This window comes from Mycobacterium sp. 1245111.1 (genome assembly GCF_001673405.1).
GTDB lineage: Bacteria > Actinomycetota > Actinomycetes > Mycobacteriales > Mycobacteriaceae > Mycobacterium.
On the sequence record NZ_LZLV01000112.1, the window covers coordinates 333,038 to 351,317 of the forward strand.

Sequence of the window (18,280 nt, forward strand, 5' to 3'; positions counted from 1 at the left end):
CAGTAGGCGGGAATCGCTACATAACCGGCCACTCGGCCAAGGGAGAAGGACATCGACGTGACAGAACAGCCGCCCCGCGCGCTGCGCCGTAGACACCTGCTGGGGGTCTCGATATCAACCGCCGGCGTCATCGCGCTGTCGGCGTGCGACAAGCCGCAGCGCACGGGAGATCAGGCCGAGGTCGACGAGGTGCCGGTGACTCCGCCCGAAGACTTGATGCGCGAGCACGGAGTGCTCAAACGTGTCCTGCTGATCTACCGAGAAGGACTCCGCCGACTTGAGGCCGGCGAAGAGCTGCCCGCTCAAGGGCTCAACGCGGCCGCGGAGATCATTCGGACCTTCATCGAGGACTATCACGAGCAATTGGAAGAGCGGTACGTCTTCCCCAAGCTGGAGCAGGCGGGCAAACTGGCCGACGTCACCGCGGTGTTGCGTACCCAACACCAGCGCGGCCGGGTGCTCACCGATCGGGTTCTCGCCGTCACCGGCGCCGCGTCGGCGCTCGATCACGCTAAGCGCGACGCCCTGGTGCAGGACATGTCGGCGTTCATCCGCATGTATGAGCCCCATGAGGCGCGTGAAGACACCGTCGTTTTCCCGGCGCTACGCCAAGTGGTGCCCGCCAAGGAGTTTCGCGATATGGCGGAGGTCTTCGAGGACGAGGAGCACCGCCGGTTCGGTCAAGCCGGGTTCGAAGGGATAGTCGACCATGTCGCCGATATCGAAAAAGGCCTCGGTATCTACGATTTGAGTCAGTTCACACCGAGCTAGGACACAGCGCGACGCTGCGCCTCGACGCGGCCGCCCAGCCCGAATCATCGTGCACCCGAACGGAGACGTGAAATGAGCGAGCGCGACGACCGCCAGGAAATCGTCGAGGTCCTGCTGCGATCACCGAATTCATGCGGCAGGCGCACCCGATGGCCAGTCACACGATGCATCGGCTGACCAACCAGGTGGTCGCCGTCGACAGAGACAAGGCCGAGTCGCGCACCTACGTCGACGCGCTAATCATGGTGGACGGTGATTCCGGTGTGAATGCGGCCGGTTTCTACGACGACCAGTTGGTCCGGGGCGACGACGGATGGCGGGTCGCGCGGCGCCGGTTCGTTCAGGTGCGGGTGGCTCAGATAGGGGATCCGGTACGACGTTTGCAGAAAGGTACGGTCCGTGGGCGTTGGTCGCCGGCGCATCCGATGGGGTGGGCGCTGCGTTCGCCGAGGGATTGGCTGAGCGGGGACTGAATGTCGTGCTGCTGGCGCGTCGCCAAGCGGTGCTCGACGAGGTGGCTGCCGGGATCGCAGACCCTACCGGCGTCCAAACCCGCACGCTGGCAATCGATCTCGCCTCCGATGAGGCCGCGGTCATGGGCGGCGACAACGCCTGAGTATCAGGTAGCGGCTTGTTTGAAGAAGACGCTGACCCGGTTGATCAATCCGGCCGAATTCTGCTCGAACACAAGGCATTCGGAGCATTCGCTAGGGGCGCCGTCGATGTCGAAAGTCTCACTCAACTCGACGTAGCACAGCCGATCGGTGGTGTGCGAGATCCGGTGCACGTCCAGCCGGTAACCCGTGAGCGAGGCGAACACCCGGCGCAAGAACTTCAGATACGGTTGCTTGCCTTCTACGACATCGCAATAGGGGCCTTCGCGGATCAAGTCGTCGTCGTCGATGGTGGCCGCCAGCCCGTCCCAGTCGTGCACTGCCAGGCAGGCCAGATAGCGCTCGACCGCGCCGGACTCGTCAGAACCCATGCCACTTTCATACGCCAAACATCCCAGGCCCGTGGGGACCTGGGATGTTTGGGTAGTGCGCGTGAGACCTACAGGCCGAGGAAGGCCAGTGGGTCGATCGCGGAGGCTGCACCAGCGCCCGCTTCGGTGAGTCCGGAGGTCAGTGCCTCGAGACCCGCGGTGAAGGCGTCACCAGGGTTCAGCAACGCCGTGCCGTCGATACCGCCGAACAAATCGCTCAGGTCGACGTTCCCGAACGGTGTCGCCAGGATGTCGCTGATCTGGGCGGCCGCGCCGTCCACACCCGGGATAGCGGTGTAGATGTTCTCGACTCCACCGCCGATGTTCAGCACGTCGTAGACCGTCCCCGTCGTCGGGAGAACCGCGTCGGTAGGCGCGTCCGGTAGCAAGGTGCCGCCGGTGACGGTGAACTCGGTGTTGACCATGCCGAGCAGGTTCGTCACATTTTCGGTGGTGTCGATGCTGCCGATCTGGTCGGTTGTTGCCGTGCCGTCATAGATGTTGAAATCCTGCGTCGCCAGCGACAACGGGATCGGGGTGCCGCCCAGAATCACGGTCGGCGTGCCGCCACCCAGATCCAGCAACGGCGGTACACCGACGAGCTGCTCGACTGGGGTGAAGCCTTCCGCACCACTTGCCAACGTCGGGTCGAAGGTGGTTCCACCGATGGTGAACGCATCGGCGCCGATAGCGCTGTCACCGGCCTGCAGACCCGTCAACGCGTCGCCCGGGTCGAGCGGGTTGGCGACGTTGATGTTGCCGAACAGCGAGTCCAGGTTGATGTTGCCGTAGGGGGTCACCAAGGTGTCGGTTACCGTGCCGGGCGTCGTGACGCCGTCGGTGGTGACATCCGGTGTGGCGGTGTAGACGTTCTCGTACCCGTTGCCGAAGTTCATTGCATCCAGCACGGTCCCCTGCGTCGGGATGCCCTGGCCTACGTCGCTGCCGCTCTCGACGACGAGTTGCGTGTTGGTGAGTCCCAGTAGGTTCGTCACGTCCACGCCGGTCTTGATCGTTCCGATCTCGGTCCCGCTGCTGTTGAGGATCTCGAAAGCCTGGTTGGACAGGCTTCCGCCGTTGGCCGGGTCACCCAGCGACGAGCCGCCGATCTCGAGGAATGGCGCCGCGGTGGCCAGGGGGGTGATCGTGTCGAAGCCCTCGCCGCCGGCTGCCAGCGTGGGATCGAGGGTGAACCCGCCGATGCTGAAAGCATCCGCGGCGCCGCTGATGTTGCCCACCTCGAGACCGGTGAAAGCGTCGCCGGGGTTCATTGGGTCGGCGGCGTTGAAGGAGAAGAGCGAGCTGAGGTCCTGGTTGCCGAACGGCGTGATCAACGTATCGGTCACGGTGCCGTCGGTGCCGGGGGTGGCGACGTAGACGTTCTCGTACCCGTTGCCCAGGTTGAACACGTCGTAGACCGAACCGACCGTGGGCAGGTTGGCGTCAGTAGCGCTGCCGGTCGGGTCGACGCTGGCGACGGTGAATTCGGCGTTGGTCAACCCGAACAGGTTCAGCACTGTCTCGTTGCCCTGGATGCTGCCCAATTCAGTGCCGCTTGTGGGGTCGTAGATGTTGAAGTCCTGAGTGGCGAGAGGCAGACCGAGCGCGGTTCCTCCGCCGAGTTCCAGCAGCGGGGGAGTGGTGGTGAGCTGGAAGACGGGGTCGAAGCCCTCGCCGCCGGCCGCCAACTGCGGATCGAAGGTGAAGCCACCGATCGTGAAGGCGTCGGCGCCGGCGTCCGCGGCCGCGACAGCCACCTGCAGAAATGCCGTCGTGACTAACCCGCCCGTGGCCGCCAGGCCGGCCAATATCAAGCGTTTGTGCATGAGTCTTGCTCCTACGGTTCGTGGTTATGTGATGCGGGGCGGGCGTGAAGTTACTTGTGAGTAACGTCACGGGACATTACTCAGAAGTAATATAGGAAGTCAATACAAAATCTTGGGCAAATCTCAGGTTGACAGCCGATTCCCAGCTAACTGACACGGCGTCAACAGGGAAAATGCCGTCCTGCAAGGTCTCAATCCGCAGCTCAGAAAGTTGCTGTGGCAAACGAAGCCAGTTGGTCGCGGCCCGAGTCGCCTAGGAGCCTCACTCAGCGACCACTCAGCGATCGTGGCTTCCCGTGGTCGGCGGCCGGACGGGCCATATACTTCGAAGCGGTGCGGAACGCCATTCTCGTTATTGAAGAAGACGCTTTCAGCCCTGACGAAGGGAGGTCGAGCGATGGCAGGAGTGTGCGACGGCAAGGTCGCTCTGGTGACCGGCGCTAGCCGCGGATTGGGCAAGGCGATCGCGCAGCGATTGGCGGCCGAGGGTGCCACGGTGGGGATCACCGCCCGCACCATGGATCCCGATCCCAAGTACCAGGGTTCGTTGCGGCAGACTCGCGAAGAGATCACTGCCGCAGGAGGTTTCGCCGTCGCCATCCAGGCCGACTTATCGAAATCCGAAGAACGGGAGCGTCTGTTCAGCGAGTTGGTCGAACAAGCCGGTCCGCCAGATGTTCTCGTGAACAATGCCGCAGTGACGTTCCTCCGGCCGCTCGACGAGTTTCCGGAGCGTCGCGCGCGGTTGATGATCGAAATGCACGTCGTGGCACCGATGCATCTCACCCAGCTCGCCATCCCGGCCATGCGCGAACGAGGTCGTGGCTGGGTGCTCAACGTGACGTCGGTTGGCGGCGACCTACCCGAGGGCCCGCCGTTTTCCGAGTTCGACCGCACTGCCGGCTTCGGGGTCTACGGCACCGTGAAGGCAGCATTGAATCGGCTCACCAAAAGCTTTGCGGCAGAGCTGTATGACGACGGCATCGCCGTCAACGCCGCGGCACCGTCGAACCCGGTGGCGACCGAGGGGGCCGGTGCGCTCGATCTGGCCAAGACCGACACCGAGGACATCGAACTCATTACCCAGACCGCCCTCACGCTCGTCACTGGCGATCCCACGTCAATGACCGGACGCATCGTGCACACGCAGTCGTTCCTGCGTGAGATCGGGTGGTTGCGCTGAGCGATGCGCTGTCGCTGGACCAGCTCGCGGCCGTCTACCGCTAGGCGATGAATAGTGAAGTGCCGCAACTAGATTGGTTCTGCGCGCTCGCCTGCTTCAGAAGCGGCCGCGACATGGTCGCTGATCGTCTAGCGCATCCGCCGACGCGACAATCCGGTTCACGCGGAAAATCGACTTTTTGGGTCAGCTGTGCGGAACGCCGTCTGCGCCGGGGGCCGTGTCGGAGAAACCCTGCCGGATTCCCTGGTCGATCAGGCTTTGCGGCGGCGTGAAGAATTCGACGATCGGCCCCTGGGGGCTCGGGTCCTGGCATGCGCAGGAGATGTCGCCGAACGAGGTCGGATCGGCCAGCGCGGGCGCCGCGGCAAGCAGGCCTGCGGGGACGGCGATCGCAGCTGCGACGAGGACTTTCGTGATCATTGAGCTTCTCCCAGATACGGCTGACCCAATCCTACCGGCTGCGACCGTCTGCGCGTCCCGCAAATCTGGCGTTGGCTTTCAGTCGGAGAACTGCGGGCAATACGCGCCCACGCTCGCGCCGACGAAATACCCGGCGTGATAAGGGTCGAGGCCACTGCGGTCTATCACTTCTTGAGCCACGTCGGCCTTGGTTCTTCCCTCCCCGAGTTCCGTGCAGACCTGATGGGCGGCCGCGATAGCCGCCTCCGCCGACTTATAAGTGATCTGGCGGGATTGCAATGCGGCCAGGAATCTGTCGTCGATCGGATCGGCGTGAGCGGTCGGCGTGCTAAACCACAGAAGCCCCTGTAGCGCGATTGCCGTCAGCGTCGCCCCCAGAGCAGCTTTCGCGACGTAGAGATCAGTTCGCGACCAATCCGCCAATCGAGTACGGCCGACCGTCATAGGTAGAGCTTAGGTGCGGAAGGGGCGAGATCGGTCTCGGAGCCGTCGGTTTGGTGATAGGGCCTTTCTGCCCTACGGCACACCGTCGGTTTCCGCCCACGATGGGTGCGTGGTACTTGCCAGCGTTTCTTCGCGCGATCAGCGGACCCGCGGCCCGCGATGACCGCGAAAACAAGCTACGGCCCAGACGTTTCGACATTGACCGCGCCACGTGTCGCGGCAGCCGATGTCCACACGGTGATGGGTTGGCTATCGACTTCGGTCGACGGTCTTTCCAGCGCCGAAGCGGCTGCGCGCATGGCGCGCCACGGGCCGAACGCGATTCGCACCCACCATGTGAGCGCCGCGGCTGTGCTCGCGCGCCAATTGCGCAATGCGGTGCTCATGTTGCTTGCTGGAACCGCGATCGTGTCGTTCTTCCTCGGCGACAGCATGCAGGCGGTCATTATCGGCGTCATCCTCGCGGCCAGCATCGCGCTGGGATTCTTCAACGAATATCGCGCCGAAAAGGCCGCTGCCGCATTGCATTCGCGGATGCGCCACAGTGCGGTCGTGCGCCGCGACCACGAATTCGTCACCCTCGATGTCGTCGATCTGGTGCCAGGAGACGTGATCCAGCTCTCGCTGGGTGAGGCCGTGCCCGCCGACGTGCGTCTGGTCGAGGTGAGCGGCCTGGAATGCGACGAGGGCATCTTGACCGGGGAGTCGATGAGCGCGGAGAAGTCCGCCGCGCCGGTGCCCGCGGGAACGGAGTTGGCCGACTGCAGCGACATCGCGTTCATGGGCACGATCGTGAGCAGCGGCGAAGCCCTGGGAGTGGTGTATGCCACCGGCAAGGACGCTGAATTCGGCCGCATCGCAGCAGGTCTCGGCCAAACCTCACCCGAGACCGAATTTCAGATCGGGTTGCGCCGGTTCTCCTATCTGCTTCTCCGGGTGGCCATCGCACTGATGGTGGTCATCCTGGTCAGCAACTTGCTGTTACGTAAGCCCGTAATCGACTCGGTCCTTTTCTCCCTCGCCATCGCCGTCGGTATCACTCCGCAGCTACTACCCGCGGTGGTCAGTGCCAGCCTCGCGACGGGGTCGCGCGAGCTCGCCAAACTGAAAGTGCTGGTCAAGCGCTTGGTTTGCATCGAGGACCTCGGCGATATCGACATCCTCGTCACAGACAAGACGGGCACCCTCACGGAGGGCCGGGTCAGTCTGATCGACTCGATCGATGCCGCCGGGGTGCACAGCTCCTCCGTGCAGCGACTGGGCTTGTTGGCCTCCGATGTGGATCTGCGATCGGGGGGAGCCAGTGCCAATCCACTTGACGCGGCGTTGTGGGCCGAGCCTCGGGCGCACCGTCTCGTCGAGGGTGCGGAGCGGCGGGCCCTCTTACCCTTCGATTCGCTCCGGCGGGCGACGTCAGCGCTCGTCGACGACGGCGGAACCCGACTACTGGTGACCAAAGGTGCGCCAGAGCAAGTGATGGCCCGCTGCCGGCCGTACGGTGCTGAAGCCGGCGCCACGCTCGATGCGCTGTTTGCGGCCGGACGGCGGGTGGTTGCGGTGGCGGCAAAACCTGCCCCCGAGCTGACGGCCATCACGTCCGATGACGAATGCGACCTGATGTTCGCCGGCTTCCTGGTTTTTGCCGACGAACCCAAGGCCGCGGCGCAACAGTCACTCAAAGACCTGGCAGCGCTGGGAATCGAGGTGAAGATCGCTACCGGCGACAACCCCCGGGTCGCTGAAAAGGTCTGTGATGACTTGGGTTTGATGTCGAAGGGAACGATCACCGGCAGCGAGTTGTACGCGTTGGACGATGACGCCTTCGTTGAGGCAGTGCAGGTTCACACGATTTTCGCGCGTATCTCGCCAGAGCAGAAGGCGCATCTGGTCAAGGCGGCTCGCATCGGCGGACGGTCCGTCGGGTTCCTCGGCGACGGAGTCAATGACGCACTGGCGCTGCACGCCGCAGACGTGGGGATCTCGGTAGACAGCGCGACCGATGTCGCCAAAGATGCCGCCGACGTCGTGCTGCTCGAAAAGGATCTAGGTGTCCTGGCAACGGGAGTCGCCGGCGGCCGTCGTATCTTCGCCAACACGATCAAGTACGTGTTGATGGGAACGTCAAGCAATTTCGGAAACATGTTCAGCGCAGCAGCAGCGTCGGCACTGCTGGCGTTTCTGCCGATGTTGCCCAGCCAAATCCTGCTGAACAACCTTCTCTACGACAGCTCGCAGCTGGCGATCCCCACCGACCACGTCGACGCCGAGCAGCTGCACGCACCATCGCATTGGAACGTCGCCTTCATCCGCCGTTTCATGCTGGTCTTCGGGCCGATCAGCTCACTGTTCGACTTCCTGACATTCGGTTTGATGCTCGGTGTGCTCCACGCCGGCGCCACCGAATTCCGCACTGGCTGGTTCGTGGAATCCCTTGCCACCCAAACACTGATCATCTTCGCGATCCGTACCCGCAAGGTGCCGTTCTTCCTCAGCCGACCGAGCGGATGGCTGGCGGCGACCAGCCTGACCGTGGTCGCCTGCGGAGTAGTTCTGACTGTTTCGCCGGTGGCGCGGACTCTGGGATTCACTCCACTGCCGTGGCAGTTCTACATGGCATTGCTCGGCTTTGTCGTCTGCTACCTGATACTTGTCGAGGCGGCCAAGAAGTTGTTCTACGCCGAGCCGATTCATCTGTTTCCGTCGCGTCGCACCCGGGGCAGGAAGCACCGAATCCACCGCCGCGCCGCCCGGTTCAGCAAAGTCAACGGCGCATAACCGGACGACTTCGCTAAGCCCGCGGAATGCCGGCGAGTTTGTCGGCGAATTTCTCCTCGGCCGCTTCCCGCAGTCGCAGGATGTGCTCGGACGGAAACACGTCCGGCGATGGCTTGCGGTCCTTGAGCAGCAGTCGCGCCAGGGTGACCTTGTGCACCTCGGTCGGTCCATCGGCCAGGCCCAATACGAACGACTCGACAAGGTGCTGGACGAATGGCATTTCGTGCGTGGTGCCCAGCGAGCCATGCAGTTGTAGTGCGCGGGCGGACACGTCGTGCAACACCTTCTGCATCATCGCCTTGACCGCCGAGATGTCGGCGCGCACCGCCTTGTAGTCGTTGTGCTGGTCGATCTTCCACGCCGTCTGCAATGTCAGCAGCCGGAAGGCCTCGATCTCCATCCACGAATCCGCGACCATCTGCTGGACCAGTTGCTTGTCGCTGAGCATCGTTCCCTGGGTGTGCCGGGAAACCGCTCGCTCGCACAGCATGTCGAAGATCCGGCGCACCAGCCCGACCGTACGCATGGCGTGGTGGATCCGGCCGCCGCCCAGCCGGGTTTGCGCCACGACGAAGGCGCCTCCGCGCGGGCCGAGCATGTGATCCGCCGGCACCCGGACGTTCTCGTACCGCACGTAGCCTTCGCGGCCGCCGCCGCCCAACGGTTGGTAGCCGAGGCCGACGTCGCGAAGGACATGAATGCCGGGCGTCTCGGCCGGCACGACGAACATCGAATGCCGTTGGTACGGCGGCGCTTCAGGGTCGGTCACGGCCATCACGATCAGGAACGACGCCATCGACGCGAACGAGGAGAACCACTTCTCGCCGTTGATGATCCAATGATCACCGTCCTGCACCGCCTCGGTGGTGAACTCCTTCGGGTCGGCGCCGCCCTGCGGCTCGGTCATCGAGAAGCAGGAGATGATCCGGTTGTCCAGCAGCGGCTCCAGGTAACGTTGCTTGAGTTCCGGTGTGCCGTAGTGAGCCAGGATTTCACTGTTACCGGAATCCGGTGCCTGCGAACCGAAAACGATTGGAGCGCACTCCGACCGGCCGAGGATCTCGTTGAGCAATGCGAGCTTGACCTGACCGTAGCCGGGTCCACCCAGGTGCGGTCCCAGGTGGGTGGCCCACAGCCCGCGTTCCTTGACGATCGTCTGCAACGGCGGTATCAAAGCTTGACGCACCGGATCGTTGAGGTCGTGAGACTCCTTGACAATCAGGTCAATTGGCTCGCATTCCGCGCGCACGAACTCGTCGACCCAGGTGAGTTGCGCCGCCCACTGCGGGTCAGTCGAGAAGTCCCAAGCCACCAGTCGTCCTTTCGTTACTGCGTTCGCGCGGACCCGTCATGACGACCACGACTGACGGCGTGCCGCCGCTTCTTCCGTCGCGTGGCTGAGCACCTGGTTGCGGTTCTCGAGTTCCAGGGCCGGGCCCAGTCCGGCGGCGTCGGTGTTGACCTGCAATGCCCGTTTGGTCAACTGGACGCCCAGGGGTGTGAGTTCGGCTATCCGAGAGGCTATTTCGAGGGCCCGGTCGGCGAGTTCCTCGGGTTCGGTGACCTCGCTGACCAGGCCGCGGCGGTCGGCTTCCTCGGCAGAAACGGTGCGCCCGGTCAGCATCCAGTCGGCGGCGACACTGGCGCCGACGATGCGTGGCAGAAAGTAGCTCATTCCCATCTCCGCGCCGGACAGGCCGAGCAGAATTGCGGCATTGCCGAATGTTGCTGCGGTCGAACAGATCCTGATGTCGGCGGCCAGACAGAGCGCCAGCCCCGCTCCGACGCATGGACCGTTGACCGCGGCGATCACGGGTTGCGGGATGTCGCGGATTGCCTGTGGCAGTGCCGCCATCGCCTCCTGGAAGCGCAAACGCTCGATCGCCGGCGCGGTTGCTTCGGGCACTCCGGCGCCGAAGTCGCGGATGTCGATGCCCGAGCAGAAGCCGCGTCCCGCACCGGTGACGACGACGGCGTTGACCGAGTCGTCGGAACCCAGGTCGACGAGGGTGTCGGTGAGCTCGTCGAGCATGACCTCGTTGATCGCGTTCAGCCGCTCCGGCCTGTTCAGGTGCAGTACGACGACACTGTCGTGCGGCCGCTGCACGCTCAACGTGTCGGTCGCCGTCACTCGAGGCCCCCTTCGTCGCGAGCCTTGGAACACCCATTCGCCGTTTCGGAGAATGCTATTCTTCGCGACCGCGTGAGCGCAACGGACCTAGATGAAATCCGAGCCGCCGTCGACGTTGACCGTCGCGCCGGTGACGTAGCCGTTCCGCTGGGAGGCGGCATTCAAGCGCGCAGCGATTCGACCGCCGCATCTCAAGCGGCTTGTCCGCGGGCCATCACCGCGACGCTGGCTCCTTCGGCCGCCAGGGTCTGCGCGATCGCCAGCCCCATGCCCTTGCTGCCGCCCGTGACGACGCTTGCTCTCTACACCCTTGTGTGTTGAAGCAGAAGCCGGGGCGGTATGAAAGACGGGTGACCGCTCTTGAGAAGGCTGACGGTGCGACGATCCTCCGATTCGACAACGCGCCGGTAAACGCCCTCGACCTGGACCTGCTGAACGTCATCATCGACTTGATGCGAGGCGTCGACGGGCCGGTGGTGCTCACCGGTGCCGGCCGGGCCTTCTCGGCCGGCGTCGACCTGCGCGCGCTCGTCGACGGCGGTACCGGCTACGCCGAACGGTTCGTCGCGGCGCTGTCGGAGGCCTTCCTGGCGATCTACGACCACCCAGCGCCGGTGGTGGCCGCCGTCAACGGTCATGCGATCGCGGGCGGCTGTGTGTTGGCCATGTGCGCCGATGTGCGGCTGATGTCCGGGGGGACGATCGGCCTCACCGAGTTGTCCGTCGGTGTCCCGTTCCCGGTGGCCGCGTTGGAGATCTGCCGCGGAGCGATGGGGAGCTCTGCGACCCGTGCCGCGTTGGGCGCCAAGACAATCGACGCGGACACGGCGTTGGCCCGCGGGTGGGTGGACGAGGTGGTCGGCAAAGACGACCTGCTGGAGAAGGCGCTCGCGACCGCGCGGGAGCTGGGCGAGTATTCGCCGGCCGCCTACGCCGCCACCAAGACTCAGTTGCACAAACCCGTTCGCGCCGCGATCGACGCGGGCACCGCCGCGGATGCCGACGTGCGAGCCAGCTGGATATCGGACGAAACCCGTGACCGCATCAACGCCTTTCTAGCGGCGCTGGCCCGCGGACGTTAGTCGTGAGCCTCTGGATCGCGTACGCCGAGCGGACGATCAGCGAGGAGATTCCCGCGCCGCCGGACGCGGTCCGGGAGTTTTACGTCGATCTCGACAACATCAAAGACCTTCACCCGCTGGTTGTTTCGGTCGAGATCCTCTCCGATGACAAGACGACCGGCGGTTACGCGAAGACCTACCGGGTGCGTGACCGGATTCCGATAGGTCCGTTGTCGATGGGTATCACGTACCGGGCGCGGGTCGAGGTGCCGACGCAAGGCAATGTGCTCACCGAGGCACGCCAATTTCCCCGGGTCCGACTGAACGGGACCGTCAGTTTCGAGCCGACCCAACGGGGCACCCGCCTCACCGAGCGGATCATGATCGCCGCTCCCCGCCCGCTCGCCGCGATCACGCAACGCCAGGCGGTGGACGCCCACGCAGCGATGCTGGCCGGCATTCGCGGCCACTTCGAAAATCGTTGATTCTCAGGCTAGTTGCTGGCGCAGATCCTTCTTCAGGACTTTGCCGTAGCTGTTCTTCGGCAACTCATCGACCACCAGATACCGCTTCGGGCGTTTGAAGCGGGCGATGCGCTCCAGCAGATGCGCGTCGAGGTCGGCGGGGTCGGCCGTGCCGACAATGAACGCCACCACGATCTCGCCCCACTCCGCGTCGGGCGCCCCGACCACGGACGCTTCCGACACGTCGGGGTGTTCGAGCAGAACCTCTTCCACCTCACGCGGATAGATGTTCGAGCCGCCGCTGATCACCACATCCTTCGACCGGTCGTGCAGCGTCAGGTAGCCCCGCGCATCAAAGGCGCCCATGTCTCCGGTGCGCAACCAGCCGTCACGCAACGTCTCCGCGGTCGCCGCGGGATTGCCCCAATAACCGCCCATCACAACGTCTCCGCGGCACACGATTTCGCCGATCTCACCGATCGCCGCCGCCGTTCCGTCGTCGCGGAGCACTGCGACATCCATCCCCGAACGTGCATAACCGACCGACCCCAGCACCGCGTCGTCGGCGTCCTCATGGTCGGCGCGGTGCAAACCGGTGATCGTCATCGGCGATTCACCCTGACCGTAGATCTGGGCGAACACCGGGCCGAACGCCGCCAGCGCCTTCTTAATGCTGTCCACATACATCGGACCACCGCCATAGACGATGGTCCGCAGTTGTGCCGGACGGGTACGGCCGGTTTCGATCACGCGCTGCACCATGGTCGGCGCCAGGAACGCGCTGCAGCCTGGATGGTGCTCGCAGAGGTCGAGGAATTCGTCAGGGTCGAATCCGCCATGTTCCGAAATCACCTGTCGCGCAGCACGTGAGACATAGGCCGGGATGTAGAGGCCCGACCCGTGCGACATCGGTGCGGCGTGCACCAGGCTGCAATTCTCGTCGGGGGCATCTATGTCGGCGAGATGCGCGACGGTCATCGCCATCAGGTTCCGGTGGGTGAGCATGGCACCCTTGGATTTCCCGGTGGTGCCGCTGGTGTAGAACAGCCAGGCCAGCGTCGACGGGTCGGTGGTTGGCTTAGGGGCGGGCGGCCCGTCAAAGCGGCGTGAATACTGCTCGTCATCAACGGCTTCCACGGAGAAACGGGCGTCCAGTTCTGCGGCAATGGTCGAGGACGCGAATGTATGTGCGGCACCGGCATCGTCGAGGATCTGTGCCATCTCCCGCGGGTGCAGCTTGTAGTTGATCGGTACCGCCACACACTCCGCGGCCCAGATCCCGAACAGCAGCTCGACAATCTCCGGACGGTTCTCACTGGCGATCGCGATCCGGGCGCCCACCGGATGCTCGCGGCGGATCGAGCCGGCCAGCCGCAGGGCGCGCTCGCGGAGCTCGCGCCAGGTGCAGCGGCATCGTTCGCCGTGATACACCGCGCCGCGGTCCGGAAAGCGTTGCGCGGCATGGTCCAGCAACGCGAACAGGTTCACCGTTCGGTCCACTCCGAGCTCAGCGCATACTTCGACAGGTATTTCGTCGTGCTCCATCCGCCGTCGACCACGATGGTCTGCCCGTTGATGAAACTGCCGCCGGGCGAGCACAGGAACGCCACGGTGCTGGCCACATCGTCGACGGTGCCGAGCCGCTCGTGCGGGGTCATCTCGACCTGCATCCGGCGAAACCGCGGGTCTTTGAGCCGCTCTTCGGTCATCGCCGTCTGGATCACCCCGGGGGCGACGGCATTGCAGCGGATGCCGTGCGCGCCGTATTGGGCTGCGATATGAAGGGTCAGGGCGGTGAGACCACCCTTCGCGGCGGAGTAGGGGCCACCGCGCAACCCGCCGACCACCGCGAAGGTGGAGGTGATGTTGACGATTCCGGATCCGGATTCCATGTGCGGCAGCACGTCTCGCGTGAGCCGGAACGGTGCCCGCAACATCACGTCGAGGAAGTAGTCCAGGGTTTCGTCGTCGGTCGCATGCAGCGGGGTCGGGTTTCCCACCCCGGCGTTGTTGATCAGGAAGTCGATTCGGCCCCACTTCTCGACGGCGGCCTCGACGACACGTCCGGGCCCGTCGTCGTCGGTCAGGTCGACCGCCACCGTCTTGACTCGGGCGGGATCGCCGATGGCCGCGGCCAACTCGTCGAGGCGCTGTTCGTTGCGTCCGGTGGCCAGGATGGCCATGCCCGCCTCGGCCAGCTTGGTGGCGCAGCCGAATCCGAGTCCGCCGGTCGCCCCGGTCACGATCGCTACCTGCATGTCATCCATCCGTCGTTGTCAGGGCAGCTTGGATCTGGTGCTTGAGCACCTTGCCGGCGTCGTTTCGCGGTAAGGCATCCCAGATGACCACCTGTTCGGGGGCCTTGAAGATCGCGACTCCCTGCGACTGCAGGAACGCGCGAAGGCTGTCCACGTCGGGCCGGGCTTCGTCGTTGGGAACGACGACAGCACAGGCCCGTTCGCCGGTGCGGGGGTCGGGCAGGCCGACGATGGCGATCTCGGCCACGCCCGGATGGCCGACCAGGATGTCCTCGATCTCCTTGGGAGCGATGTTCTCACCGTTGCGGATGATGAGGTCCTTGGCCCGGCCGGTCACGACGAGGTAGTCGTCGTCGACCCAGCGGGCCAGATCGCCGGTGCGGAAATAGCCGTCCCTGTCGAACGATTCGGCCTCGTCGGCGGCGTGCAGATATCCGACTAGCATCTGCGGTGCTCGGGCGTGAATTTCACCGTCATGCAACACGACCTCGGCGAATCCGGGCCGCCCGTCGGTGTCGGCGGCGTGGTCGGGGTCGCTGATCGCGCCGACGGTTGTCACCGGCACCTCGGTCGAGCCGTATACCCGGGTGACGGCTGCCCGCTCGAAATACCCGGTGGCCCTGCGGATCAGTGACGGCGATACCGATGCGCCGCCGCAGACGAACAGCTTCAGCTCCGGCAACCGGGTTCCGGCGCGCTCGGCCGCCGCCAGCAACTGCTCGAGGAACGGTGTCGCCCCCGCGATGTGGGTGCAGCCTTCGCGGATGATGAGGTCGACCGCGCGGTCCGCATCCCACCGGTCCATCAGCACAGCCGATGTGCCGAGCAGTAACGGACATTCGAACGCGTAGATCGACCCGCCGATGTGGGCGATCGGCGAGGGAACCAGGAAGCGGTCGCCGGGCTGTATCCGCCAGTGCTCGCGCAGCTGGGTAATCAATGCGTGCATCGAGTTATGGCTGTGCAGTACGCCTTTGGGGCGACCCGTCGTTCCCGACGTGTACAGAATCAGCCGCACCGCATCGGCATCCAGCGTCGGCAATGCGACCGGCCCGCGTGCCTCCGGCAGCGGTGAGCCGTCGCGGACCACGACGACTTCCGGCGGATCGTCCAGCTCGGCGACGACCCGGTCGAGCATCGACGCGTAGTCGTGTCGCCCGAAAATCGCGGGCACGAACATCATCTGGGTGTCCGCGTCGTCGAGGATGAACCGGAGCTCACGATCGCGCAGCGAGGGAAGGATGGGGTTGACCACCATGCCGGCGGCCGTCGCCGCGAGGTAAACAACCGCGGCCTCATGCCAATTGGGCAGCATGAACGACACCACGCTGCCCACCGCCATCCGCTCCAGCATCGCCCCGGCAAGCGCCGTCGCCCGCCCGCCCAGCGTCCCGCAGCCCAGTCGGCAGTCGCCGTCGATCAGCAGTTCGCGCAGCGGCGTCCGGGCCGCGGCGTCGGCCAACGCATCGGCCAGCGTCTCGCGCACCCACCAACCGCGCGCGTACGCGTCGGCGGCCCGCTGGTCGTCCCAGCGGACCGTCCGCCCACCGATCACTTTGGTGTCCGACATCGCCGCTTGTGAGGTTAGCCGCGTACCCGTCGCATCGTCATCGAGTGACGAAAACGGGATGCCGGATGCGTGTTGATCGTCAACTGGGCGGTCTCGCCGTCCGAGGTCGCGTAGGTGCGGTGTACTTCGAGCGCGGGGCTGCCGACCTCGACGCTGAGTTGGTCGGCCAGCGCCGGCGAGATCAGCACGGCGGCGATCTCCTGGCGCACCTCGACAATGCTCACCCCGAAGATGTCTTCGACCAGTGGAAAGATCGGGCCGGCGTGGCGCGGCAGCAGTCGGCCCACCCCGGCGAAGGCCCGGTTGATGTAGTACTCGGTGCGACAGACCGGAAACTCGGCCCCGTCAATGCGACGAAATCCGTTGACGGCCAACCATTCTTCGCCGACAGCCAGCCCGGTCCGGGCCGAGAGCTCGTCGTCGACCACGGTCATGCCGGTGGAGTCGATCGCGAATCGCGCTCCGGTGGCGAAGGCCAACAGGTCGTTGATCGAGACGACGTCCTGGACGTAGGAATCCGAGGACGGGCGCGGCACGACCAACGTTCCGGACCGCGGCCGCGATGCGACCAGGTTGTCGTCGCGCAGCCTACGCAGGGCCTCCCGCACGGTGTAGCGGCTGACCGAAAAGCGTTCGCACAGTTGGTGTTCGGTGGGCAGCTGAGATCCGACCGGGTAGACGCCGTCGACGATCTCCTTGCGCAGCGCCCGGGCGACCTGCAGATAGCGGTGGTCGGCGGTGTCAGCCATCGCCGGCCTCTGGCCGGAATGCCAGGACGCTGCCGTCCGCGTCCGCCGACACGTACAGCGTGCCGTCGTGCCCGGCGGCAATTCCGGCGAACGGCCCTTGCGGCCCGGAGAACGGCGGCATGCCTTTCAGCGGCTTGGGAACGACACCGGGGGCGGCGCCGAGCGGCAGCCCGGACGCAACGGCCTGCCGCGATCCGTCGGCCAGGTCGACGGCGATCAGGGCCTTGGCACCCGCGTCGACCACGTACAGCCTCCGCCCGTCGACCAGAATGCCCTGCGGACGGTCGAATTCGGCCGCCACCGTCTGCGCGCCGGAGCCGGTCAGCTTGATCACCCGGCCGGCGCCGGCCTCCGACACCAGCCAGCCGCCGTCGGGCGCGACCGCGACGCCGATCGGCTCGGCCAACCCCGACGCGATCACCTCGACCCGTCCGCTGCCGATCGTCACCACACGACCGGTGCCGAGTTCGGCGGCCGCGACCATGCCGTCGGGGCCAAGGGCCACGCCGTAGAGCTGATCGAATCCGTCTGCCAGCACTTCGGTTTCACCCTCCGTCGGCCGATATCGCGAGACTTGGCCGCCGGAGGTGGTGACGACGAACTCGCCCGGTCCGGACGGAGTCAGCCCGCGCAGGAACCCGGGATAGCCCGGGGTGAAGAGCATGCCCACCGTCTGCAACGTGTGGTCGGGACGGAGCATGTAGAAGTAGGTGCCGTCGGCGATGTACAGGTGGCCGTCGGCGCCGACCGCCAGATCCAGCGGCCAGTTCAGCCCACCGGGCAGCACGGGATCGGTTGTGCCGTCGCAGATCTCGGTGATCTCCCCGGTGAAATTGGATACGAACAGCCGGTCACCGATGAACGTGCAGTTGTCCAGTCCGGGGCTGAGGTTGGCCAGCACCGTCTGCTCGCCGGTCCGCGGATCGATGCGTAGCACCTGACCGCTGTGCACCTGCGTGGAGACGATGTGACCGGCCGAGTCGAATTTGACCGAGTCGGGCACACCCAAACCCGTTGCGACGGTTTCGGGTTCACCGCCTTCGAGGCCGATGCGCCAGATTTCGTTGGCGCCCATCACGGGGAAGTACAGCAGCCCGTCCGGGCCGACTTCCATCGCGTTGGGCGACGGGACGTTGTCCAACAACACTCGCGGCTCCCCGCCGTCGAGGTCGAGCTCGAGGAGCCGGCCACCTTCTCGGCATTCGCCGATGAACAACCGGCCGTGGTGCACGGTGATGCCGTTGGCCGAGGGGACATCCGCGCGCAACACCCGGGTGCTGCCGTCGGTGCCGCGCACACTGACCCGGCCGTCCATCACCTCGGTGGCGAAGAGATCGCCGCGCGGACCGAACGCGACGTCGTCGGGCGCAACGATGTCGCCGCCCTTGGCGCTGATGGTCTCCAGTCGACCGGTGTCGACGTCGAGCGCGCTGATCTGGCTACCGGTCACCTGCGCGATGTAGATCCGGCCGTCGGGGCCGGTGCGCAGCCCGTTGGCGCCGAAGAGCCTGCTCGGCGGGGTGAGTCGCGCCATGCGCCACCCCGCGGCGAGGGTCGGTGACACCCCAGCACCGGAGCGGCCTTCTTGCACCAACATCCCTGATCACACCTCCGGCCGGTGACGTTAGCAACCCAGTGTGGTC

General features: G+C 65.3%; 16 protein-coding genes and 3 pseudogenes. 7 read left to right on the forward strand and 12 right to left on the reverse strand.

Features of this window, described 5'->3' with window-relative positions; all coding sequences use genetic code 11:
• Nucleotides 1–57: 57 nt before the first annotated feature.
• The 3 genes and pseudogenes from A5658_RS18120 to A5658_RS28495 all read left to right on the forward strand — a co-directional run.
• Complete coding sequence (locus tag A5658_RS18120) at nt 58–771, forward strand: hemerythrin domain-containing protein (RefSeq protein WP_067338093.1); 714 nt, start codon at nt 58–60, stop codon at nt 769–771.
• Nucleotides 772–878: 107 nt separating this feature from the next.
• A pseudogene (locus A5658_RS18125) lies at nt 879–1,136 on the forward strand (nuclear transport factor 2 family protein); the annotation flags it as partial.
• Nucleotides 1,137–1,177: 41 nt separating this feature from the next.
• Nucleotides 1,178–1,363 (forward strand): annotated as a pseudogene (locus tag A5658_RS28495) (SDR family NAD(P)-dependent oxidoreductase); the annotation flags it as partial.
• A 27-nt stretch (nt 1,364–1,390) separates the two neighbouring features.
• Here the strand turns inward: A5658_RS28495 and A5658_RS18130 are convergent.
• Together A5658_RS18130 and A5658_RS18135 are read right to left on the reverse strand one after the other, a co-directional pair.
• A complete protein-coding gene (locus A5658_RS18130) occupies nt 1,391–1,756 on the reverse strand; it encodes a nuclear transport factor 2 family protein (protein WP_067338098.1) in 366 nt (121 codons plus the stop codon).
• 68 nt (nt 1,757–1,824) lie between these two features.
• Nucleotides 1,825–3,582 carry a hypothetical protein gene (locus tag A5658_RS18135; RefSeq protein WP_067338103.1) on the reverse strand — a complete coding sequence of 586 codons (1,758 nt, stop codon included), beginning with the start codon at nt 3,580–3,582 and terminating at the stop codon, nt 1,825–1,827.
• 397 nt (nt 3,583–3,979) lie between these two features.
• On the opposite strand from A5658_RS18135, the gene A5658_RS18140 reads away from it, so the two are divergent.
• Complete coding sequence (locus tag A5658_RS18140) at nt 3,980–4,765, forward strand: SDR family NAD(P)-dependent oxidoreductase (protein ID WP_067338109.1); 786 nt, start codon at nt 3,980–3,982, stop codon at nt 4,763–4,765.
• A 183-nt stretch (nt 4,766–4,948) separates the two neighbouring features.
• Here A5658_RS18140 and A5658_RS18145 read toward each other — a convergent pair whose 3' ends face one another.
• Together A5658_RS18145 and A5658_RS18150 are read right to left on the reverse strand one after the other, a co-directional pair.
• Nucleotides 4,949–5,185 (reverse strand): hypothetical protein, encoded by a 237-nt coding sequence (locus A5658_RS18145; protein WP_067338112.1) that lies wholly within the window; start codon nt 5,183–5,185, stop codon nt 4,949–4,951.
• A 78-nt stretch (nt 5,186–5,263) separates the two neighbouring features.
• Nucleotides 5,264–5,629 (reverse strand): DUF732 domain-containing protein, encoded by a 366-nt coding sequence (locus A5658_RS18150; RefSeq protein WP_082993258.1) that lies wholly within the window; start codon nt 5,627–5,629, stop codon nt 5,264–5,266.
• Nucleotides 5,630–5,788: 159 nt separating this feature from the next.
• On the opposite strand from A5658_RS18150, the gene mgtA reads away from it, so the two are divergent.
• A complete protein-coding gene (mgtA, locus tag A5658_RS18155) occupies nt 5,789–8,404 on the forward strand; it encodes a magnesium-translocating P-type ATPase (protein WP_067338115.1) in 2,616 nt (871 codons plus the stop codon).
• A gap of 13 nt (nt 8,405–8,417) precedes the next feature.
• Here the strand turns inward: mgtA and A5658_RS18160 are convergent, their stop codons facing one another.
• The 3 genes and pseudogenes from A5658_RS18160 to A5658_RS29130 form a co-directional block, all read right to left on the reverse strand.
• Complete coding sequence (locus A5658_RS18160) at nt 8,418–9,716, reverse strand: acyl-CoA dehydrogenase family protein (RefSeq protein ID WP_067338118.1); 1,299 nt, start codon at nt 9,714–9,716, stop codon at nt 8,418–8,420.
• Nucleotides 9,717–9,752: 36 nt separating this feature from the next.
• Complete coding sequence (locus A5658_RS18165) at nt 9,753–10,535, reverse strand: enoyl-CoA hydratase/isomerase family protein (protein ID WP_067338122.1); 783 nt, start codon at nt 10,533–10,535, stop codon at nt 9,753–9,755.
• Nucleotides 10,536–10,729: 194 nt separating this feature from the next.
• Nucleotides 10,730–10,831: pseudogene (locus A5658_RS29130) on the reverse strand (SDR family NAD(P)-dependent oxidoreductase); the annotation flags it as partial.
• Nucleotides 10,832–10,885: 54 nt separating this feature from the next.
• Here A5658_RS29130 and A5658_RS18170 point away from each other — a divergent pair.
• Together A5658_RS18170 and A5658_RS18175 are read left to right on the forward strand one after the other, a co-directional pair.
• Nucleotides 10,886–11,617 carry an enoyl-CoA hydratase/isomerase family protein gene (locus A5658_RS18170; protein WP_067338125.1) on the forward strand — a complete coding sequence of 244 codons (732 nt, stop codon included), beginning with the start codon at nt 10,886–10,888 and terminating at the stop codon, nt 11,615–11,617.
• 2 nt (nt 11,618–11,619) lie between these two features.
• Nucleotides 11,620–12,081 (forward strand): SRPBCC family protein, encoded by a 462-nt coding sequence (locus A5658_RS18175; RefSeq protein ID WP_067338128.1) that lies wholly within the window; start codon nt 11,620–11,622, stop codon nt 12,079–12,081.
• Between the two features lie 3 nt (nt 12,082–12,084).
• Here the strand turns inward: A5658_RS18175 and A5658_RS18180 are convergent, their stop codons facing one another.
• From A5658_RS18180 to A5658_RS18200, 5 genes are read right to left on the reverse strand one after another with little or no spacing between them, the layout of a single operon-like run.
• On the reverse strand, nt 12,085–13,560 hold the full coding sequence (locus A5658_RS18180; RefSeq protein WP_067338131.1) for an AMP-binding protein: 1,476 nt from the start codon (nt 13,558–13,560) through the stop codon (nt 12,085–12,087).
• Nucleotides 13,545–14,327: an SDR family NAD(P)-dependent oxidoreductase gene (locus A5658_RS18185; protein WP_067338135.1), complete on the reverse strand. Its 783-nt coding sequence runs from the start codon at nt 14,325–14,327 to the stop codon at nt 13,545–13,547. Before A5658_RS18185 ends, A5658_RS18180 begins: the two co-directional genes overlap by 16 nt.
• Nucleotides 14,320–15,888, reverse strand: coding sequence for an AMP-binding protein (locus tag A5658_RS18190; RefSeq protein ID WP_067338138.1), 1,569 nt, complete (start codon nt 15,886–15,888; stop codon nt 14,320–14,322). Before A5658_RS18190 ends, A5658_RS18185 begins: the two co-directional genes overlap by 8 nt.
• 14 nt (nt 15,889–15,902) lie before the next feature.
• Nucleotides 15,903–16,637 (reverse strand): GntR family transcriptional regulator, encoded by a 735-nt coding sequence (locus tag A5658_RS18195; protein WP_067338141.1) that lies wholly within the window; start codon nt 16,635–16,637, stop codon nt 15,903–15,905.
• Nucleotides 16,630–18,234: an SMP-30/gluconolactonase/LRE family protein gene (locus A5658_RS18200; RefSeq protein WP_067338144.1), complete on the reverse strand. Its 1,605-nt coding sequence runs from the start codon at nt 18,232–18,234 to the stop codon at nt 16,630–16,632. Before A5658_RS18200 ends, A5658_RS18195 begins: the two co-directional genes overlap by 8 nt.
• Nucleotides 18,235–18,280 lie beyond the last annotated feature (46 nt).